The organism is Agromyces sp. P1_H4 (genome assembly GCF_056405255.1).
In genome coordinates this window covers 1-6,336 of sequence record NZ_JBFUCL010000221.1, presented here as the reverse complement: position 1 = coordinate 6,336, position 6,336 = coordinate 1, and the positions used below count along the sequence as shown (strand labels likewise).

The following is a 6,336-nucleotide window of genomic DNA, read 5'->3' as shown; positions in this document are numbered from 1 at the left end:
GCTCGCCGCCGAGGTCGGACTCGACGCGAGTGCCGCGCGCGAGGCGCTCGAGTCGGGCCGCTACTCCGCCGCCGTGCAGGCCGACATCGCCCAGGCCGGCGCCTACGGCATCAACGGCGTGCCGTTCTTCGTCTTCGAGGGCAAGTTCGGCGTGTCGGGCGCCCAGCCCGCCGAGGTGTTCAGCCAGGTGCTCACGCAGGTCGCCGGCGAGCGCGACGGCGCCGCGGCATGACCGAGCGCATCGAGCGGGTCGACGGGGTCGTGACGGCAGGGTCGACGGATGCCGCGCCCTCGCCGTTCACGATGGTGACCGGCGACCCGGCGGCCATGGTCTGCGAGGGCGACGTCTGCTTCATCCCGACCGCGGACCGCGCCGCGGACTGACCGCTACTCGGGGTCGGTGATGTCGGCCACGGTCGCGTCGAACGCGCGCACGAGGTCGTCGGCGTCGACGAACAGACTGCGGCCGTGCTCTCCGGCGCCCATCGAGACGCGTCGCCCCGGAATGGTCGCGTCGACGACGACCGGCCAGGCGGTGGTCGAGCCGAGCGGCGTGATCGTGCCGCGCTCGTACCCCGTGGCGGCCAGCGCGAGCGAGGCATCCGGCAGCTGGAGCTTGTTGACGCCGAGCAGCCCGCGCAGCTTCGGCCACGAGATCTTGCGACCGCCGGGCACGAGCGCGAACACGTACGTGTCGTCGCTGCGCTTCACGACGAGCGACTTGACGATGTCGGCCGGGGTGATGCCGAGCAGTTCCGCGGCCTCCTCGAGGCTGCGGGCCGCCGGGCGTTCGATGATCTCGACCTCGAGGCCGCGGTCGGCGGCATCCGCTCGCACCCGATCGGAACCCGTGAGCCCAGCATCGACCATCTCGTCCTCCACACCTCGTCCTCCTCGGATCCTAGGCGCGCTCGGCGCTCACGGGCGAAGCCGACCGGAACTCTGGGAGAATCGACGGTGATGCCCACTTCAGACACGCTCCCCGCGGCCCCGCTCACGATCGGCGGGATCGAACTCGACGTCCCCGTCGTGCTGGCCCCGATGGCCGGCATCACCAACACGGCGTTCCGCCGGCTCTGCCGCGAGTTCGGCGCCGGCCTCTACGTGAGCGAGATGATCACGTCCCGGGCCCTCGTCGAGCGCACGCCCGAGTCCATGCGGCTCATCACGCATCACGAGTCCGAGACGCCTCGGTCGATCCAGCTCTACGGCGTCGACCCGAAGACCGTCGCCGAGGCGGTCACCATGCTCGTCGCCGAAGACCGGGCCGACCACATCGACCTGAACTTCGGATGCCCCGTGCCCAAGGTCACCCGCAAGGGCGGGGGAGCCGCGCTGCCGTGGAAGCGCGGCCTGTTCCGCGACATCGTCGAGGGCGCCGTGCGAGCCGCCGGCGACATCCCGCTCACGGTGAAGATGCGCAAGGGCATCGACGCCGACCACCTCACCTACCTCGAGGCTGGCCGCATCGCCGAGGGCGCGGGGGTCGCCTCGATCGCCCTGCACGCCCGCACCGCTGCGGAGTTCTACTCGGGCGAGGCCGACTGGTCGGCCATCGCGAAGCTCAAGCAGACCGTCACGAGCGTGCCGGTGCTCGGCAACGGCGACATCTGGTCGGCCGACGACGCCCTGCGCATGGTGTCCGAGACCGGATGCGACGGGGTGGTCGTCGGGCGCGGATGCCTCGGCCGGCCGTGGCTCTTCGGCGACCTCGCGGCGGCGTTCCGCGGCGAGTCGGCCACGGCGCATCCGTCGCTCGGCGAGGTGGCGCAGACGTTCCGGCGGCACGCCGAGCTGCTCACCGAGTTCTTCGACAGCGAGGAGCGGGGCTGCCGCGACATCCGCAAGCACGTCGCGTGGTACTTCAAGGGCTACCCGGTCGGCGGCGAACTGCGGGCGAAGCTCGCCACGGTCGAGTCGCTCGCGCAGCTCGACGACCTGCTCGGCACGCTCGACTGGTCGATGCCCTACCCCGGCGAGGGCGCCGAGGGTCCACGCGGGCGAGCGGGCACCCCGAAGAATCCCGCGCTCCCCGAGGGCTGGCTCGACTCGCAGGAGCTCGCCGGCCACGATCGCACCACGCTCGTCGACGCCGAGCTCGACACGAGCGGCGGCTGACGTGCGGGAGCGACTGTTCGGCGGATACGACGACGCCGACACCGAACGCCTGCTGCCCGAGGAGCACACGAACCGGCGCAGCGACTTCGCCCGCGACCGGGCGCGGCTGCTGCACTCGAGCGCACTCCGACGTCTCGCGGCAAAGACGCAGGTGCTGAGCCCCACCGCGGGCCTCGACTTCGCCCGCAACCGCCTCACCCACTCGCTCGAGGTCGCCCAGGTCGGCCGCGAGCTCGCCACGAGCCTCGGCCTCGACCCCGACGTCGTCGACACGGCCTGCCTCGCCCACGACCTGGGGCACCCGCCCTTCGGGCACAACGGCGAGCGGGCGCTCAACACCTGGGCCGACGACATCGGCGGCTTCGAGGGCAACGCGCAGACCCTGCGCATCCTCACGCGACTCGAACCGAAGGTCTTCGACGCCGACGGTCGCAGCTACGGGCTCAACCTCACGCGCGCGAGCCTCGATGCGAGCTGCAAGTACCCGTGGCCAGAGGCCACCTCGGTCGCCGACCCGAGCGGCCGCGCGAAGTTCGGCTTCTACCGCGACGACGTCGCCGTCTTCGAGTGGATGCGCGCCGGGGCTCCCGAGCGGCGGCTCTGCATCGAGGCGCAGGTCATGGACCTCTCCGACGACATCGCCTACTCGGTGCACGACTTCGAGGACGCCATCGTGAACGGCTACGTCGACGTGGCCGCGCTCGGCGCCCGCGTCGACCACGATGCGCTCGTCTCGTCGATGTACGAGTGGATCGGCGGCGCCATCACCCACGACGAGCTCATCGCCGCGTTCGACCGGCTCGACTCGCTCGACGGCTGGCTCGACACGTGGAGCGGCAGCCGCCTMGAGCAGGGGCGGCTGAAGAACCTCACGAGCCAGCTCATCGGCCGCTTCGCGCACGCCGCGACCGAGGCGACCAGGTCGGCGTTCCCGCTCGCGAGCCTCATCCGGTTCGACGCCGACGTGGTCGTGCCGCGCGAGATCCAGGCCGAGATCGCGGTGCTCAAGGGCATCGTGGCCGCGTTCGTCATGTCGAAGAACACCCGCCAGCCCATCTACACCCAGCAGCGCCAGGTGCTCACCTCGCTCGCCGACGTGCTGCACGAGACGGGCGACCGGCATCTCGATCCTGGCTTCGCCGCAGACTGGCGGGAGGCCCGCGACGACGACGCCCGCAAGCGCGCCATCGTCGACCAGGTCGCGAGCCTCACCGACCAGTCCGCACTCGCCTGGTACGAACGGCTCGTCCAGCGGTGAGCGCCCGACACCGGTGCGGCGGGCAACCCAGTGGCCTACCGACCAGGGTCGGGTCGCCCTGCGACGTGTCCGCAACCGGCGCTCGTCGTTCCGTGGCGAACTAGGATGAGAGCCATGGCGGGCCGTATTCGACAGAGCGATGTCGAAGAGGTCAAGGCCCGCACCAACATCGCCGACATCGTCGGCGAGCACGTGAGCCTCAAGTCCGCGGGCGTCGGCTCCCTGAAGGGGCTGTGCCCCTTCCACGACGAGCGCAGCCCGAGCTTCCACGTGCGTCCGCAGCTCGGCTACTACCACTGCTTCGGATGCGGCGAATCGGGCGACGTCTACTCGTTCCTGCAGCGCATGGACCACGTCTCGTTCACCGAGGCGGTCGAGCGTCTTGCCGGCCGCGTCGGGCTCGAACTGCACTACGAAGACGGCGGGCAGGCCTCCGACCACGGCAACCGGGCGCGGCTGCTCGCCGCCAACCAGGCCGCCGCCGAGTTCTTCGTCGAGCGACTGGGCGCACCCGACGCCGAGGTCGGTCGCCGGTTCCTCGGCGAGCGCGGATTCGACGCCGAGGCCGCCCGCAGGTTCGGCGTGGGCTTCGCGCCCAAGAGCTGGGACGCACTGACCGACCACCTCAAGGGGCGGGGATTCACGACCGAGGAGCTCGCGGCATCCGGCCTCGTCTCGCAGGGCGACCGCGGCGTGTACGACCGGTTCCGCGGCCGGCTCGTGTGGCCCATCCGTGACGTGACCGGACAGACCGTGGGCTTCGGGGCGCGGCGGCTCCTCGACGACGACCAGGGCCCCAAGTACCTGAACACCCCCGAGACGGCGATCTACCACAAGGCACAGGTGCTGTACGGCCTCGACCTGGCCAAGCGCGACATCGCGAAGACGCACCGAGTCGTGGTCGTCGAGGGCTACACCGACGTGATGGCGTGCCACCTCGCCGGGGTCACCACCGCGATCGCGACGTGCGGCACGTCGTTCGGCGTCGACCACATCAAGGTGCTGCGGCGGGTGCTCGGCGACGACTCGGGCATCGGCGAGGTCGTCTTCACGTTCGACGGTGACGCGGCCGGGCAGCAGGCCGCCATGCGCGCCTTCGCCGAGGAGCAGCGCTTCGCGGCCCAGACGTTCGTCGCGGTCGCGCCCGACGGGCTCGATCCGTGCGACCTGCGGCTCGCGCGCGGCGACGCCGCCGTGCGATCCCTCGTCGACACGCGCACGCCGATGTTCGAGTTCGTGATCCGCCACACGGTCGCGCGCTACGACCTCGAGACGGTCGAGGGGCGGGTGTCCGCGCTGCGGGCCGCGGCGCCAGCCGTCGCCGACATCCGCGACCCCGCGCTGCGCCCCGGATACACGCGCGAGCTCGCGCGCATGCTGGGCCTCGAGCTMGCCGAGGTCGAGCGGGCCRTGCGATCGGCGGCGTCACGCCCCAAGGGCACCGCCGCGGGCGGCGACCGACGCGGATCGGTCGCGTCGGCGGCGCCGGGCAACGGGCAGCAGGGTTCGCCGCGTGACCACGCCGCGGCAGCGGATGCTCCGACCCGCCCGTTCTCGATCACCGACCTGCCGAACGACCCGTCGACCCGGCTCGAGCGCGACGCGTTGCAGGTCATCCTGCAGTACCCCGACGCGGTCGGCGCCGACCTGCTCCGCCACGCGATCGACTGCCGGTTCGGCAATGCGACGCTCGCGGTCGTCCGCGACGCCGTGGCATCCGTGCTCGCGTCACCCGAGCCCGCCATCCGCGTCGACCGGGTCGTCGAGGAGGTGCCCGCGCCGTTCAGCGGCATCGTGCACCAGCTCGCCGTCGCGCCGGTGCCGCAGCGCAGCGAGGCCGAACTCGCGGCCTACGTCACGGGGGTGGTGAGCGCGCTCGTCGACCGGGAGCTCCTGCGGCAGAAGTCCGAGCTGCTCGGCCGGCTCCAGCGCGCGGATCGCGCCGACACGGCGACGTACACCGCGCTCCAGCACGCCCTCGTCGACCTCGAGCGCGATCGCCGGGCCCTCCGGGGCGACTGACGGCACGCGCCTCGCTCAGCCTGCGCGGGACACCATCTGCTCGAGCTGCTCGCCGATCTTCGCGGCGTCGGCGCCGCCCGGCCAGAGCTTCACGAGATGCCCGTCGGCGTCGATGAGCGCGGTCATGGGCGGCTCGGTCACGGCGTAGGCGCGCCAGATCCGCAGGTCGGGATCGAGCACGACGGGGTCGCCGACCTGTTGGTCGTCGAGGTAGGTCGCGAGCGCTTCGGGGTCGGTGTCGCCCGAGACCTGGGCGATCGCCACGGCGTCGCCGTATTGGGACGCCACGTCGGCGAGCACGCCCTGCTGGCCGGCGCACGTGGAGCACCAGCTGGCCATGAACTGCACGATGAGCGGACGCCCAGCCGCGAGGATGTCCAGGTCGACCTCCGTGCCGTCGACCAGACGGCCCTCGAGCGACGGGGCAGCGGGGGCGTCCGCGTCGGAGGCGAACGACGTGCCCTCGGGGAGGTCGCCGGGAAGACGGGCTGCACCACCTCGTGGTTCGGACGTGCACGCGGCGAGGGTGAGGGCCAGGGCAGCGGCGGCGATGACCGTGGCGACTCGGCGGAGGGAGGTCATTCGGTTCCTTCGATGGTGGGGTCGGCGAGTGCCGGCACGAAGACCATCGGCTCAGCGGCATCCGCCTCATGTTCGGCGACGACCTGTCCGTCGATGCTGACGGCGTACTGCGTCCCGTCGTCCAGCTCCGCGGACCCCAGGGAGAACCGGCAGAAGGTGGGGATGCGCGGGGCCGTGCCGTAGTCGATGTCGTCGACCTTCACGGCCTCGCCGTCGCCGAGCACCGCGGCGAACACCTGGCGGCCTTCGTCGTCGTGGAGGGCGAGCTCGGCGCCCTTGTGGATGCCGAGGTACGGCCGCGCTCCGGAGCATGCGGCGCCGAGCTCCCGGAGGTGGCCGTCACGGACGACGAGCTG

8 protein-coding genes are annotated in these 6,336 nt (G+C 72.0%); 5 read left to right on the top strand and 3 right to left on the bottom strand.

The genetic code is table 11. The annotated features are described in order from the left end of the window. On the top strand, positions 1–232 hold a 232-nt coding region (locus AC1DY2_RS13295), incomplete at its 5' end, for a DsbA family oxidoreductase (RefSeq protein ID WP_476762862.1). Beyond that, entirely contained in the window at positions 229–384 is a 156-nt protein-coding gene (locus AC1DY2_RS13290; protein ID WP_476762861.1) for a hypothetical protein, read from the top strand. The genes AC1DY2_RS13295 and AC1DY2_RS13290, both read left to right, overlap by 4 nt. Before the next feature lie 3 nt (positions 385–387). On the opposite strand, the gene AC1DY2_RS13285 is transcribed toward AC1DY2_RS13290, so the two are convergent. Then, positions 388–870, bottom strand: a complete 483-nt coding sequence (locus AC1DY2_RS13285; protein ID WP_476762860.1) for an aminoacyl-tRNA deacylase — start codon at positions 868–870, stop codon at positions 388–390. A 90-nt stretch (positions 871–960) separates the two neighbouring features. Here AC1DY2_RS13285 and dusB point away from each other — a divergent pair, with 90 nt between their 5' ends. The 3 genes from dusB to dnaG all read left to right on the top strand — a co-directional run bounded on the left by dusB (position 961) and on the right by dnaG (position 5,398). After that, the gene (gene dusB, locus AC1DY2_RS13280) at positions 961–2,118 is read left to right on the top strand and encodes a tRNA dihydrouridine synthase DusB (RefSeq protein ID WP_476762859.1); all 1,158 of its coding nucleotides are present in this window, start codon (positions 961–963) and stop codon (positions 2,116–2,118) included. 1 nt (position 2,119) lies between these two features. After that, positions 2,120–3,376 (top strand): deoxyguanosinetriphosphate triphosphohydrolase, encoded by a 1,257-nt coding sequence (locus tag AC1DY2_RS13275; protein WP_476762858.1) that lies wholly within the window; start codon positions 2,120–2,122, stop codon positions 3,374–3,376. 114 nt (positions 3,377–3,490) lie between these two features. Beyond that, positions 3,491–5,398 carry a DNA primase gene (gene dnaG, locus AC1DY2_RS13270; RefSeq protein WP_476762857.1) on the top strand — a complete coding sequence of 636 codons (1,908 nt, stop codon included), beginning with the start codon at positions 3,491–3,493 and terminating at the stop codon, positions 5,396–5,398. Between the two features lie 15 nt (positions 5,399–5,413). Here dnaG and AC1DY2_RS13265 read toward each other — a convergent pair whose 3' ends face one another. Both AC1DY2_RS13265 and AC1DY2_RS13260 read right to left on the bottom strand, forming a co-directional pair. Further along, positions 5,414–5,980, bottom strand: coding sequence for a TlpA family protein disulfide reductase (locus AC1DY2_RS13265; RefSeq protein ID WP_476762856.1), 567 nt, complete (start codon positions 5,978–5,980; stop codon positions 5,414–5,416). Then, positions 5,977–6,336: hypothetical protein (locus AC1DY2_RS13260; RefSeq protein ID WP_476762855.1), on the bottom strand; the 360-nt coding region annotated here is incomplete at its 5' end. The genes AC1DY2_RS13260 and AC1DY2_RS13265, both read right to left, overlap by 4 nt.

What these genes read in the sequence shown, in the direction of transcription:
- AC1DY2_RS13290 (WP_476762861.1), top strand. Translation starts at nt 229, where the DNA reads ATGACCGAGCGCATCGAGCGGGTCGACGGGGTCGTGACGGCAGGGTCG.
- AC1DY2_RS13285 (WP_476762860.1), bottom strand. Translation starts at nt 870, where the DNA reads ATGGTCGATGCTGGGCTCACGGGTTCCGATCGGGTGCGAGCGGATGCC.
- dusB (WP_476762859.1), top strand. Translation starts at nt 961, where the DNA reads ATGCCCACTTCAGACACGCTCCCCGCGGCCCCGCTCACGATCGGCGGG.
- AC1DY2_RS13265 (WP_476762856.1), bottom strand. Translation starts at nt 5,980, where the DNA reads ATGACCTCCCTCCGCCGAGTCGCCACGGTCATCGCCGCCGCTGCCCTG.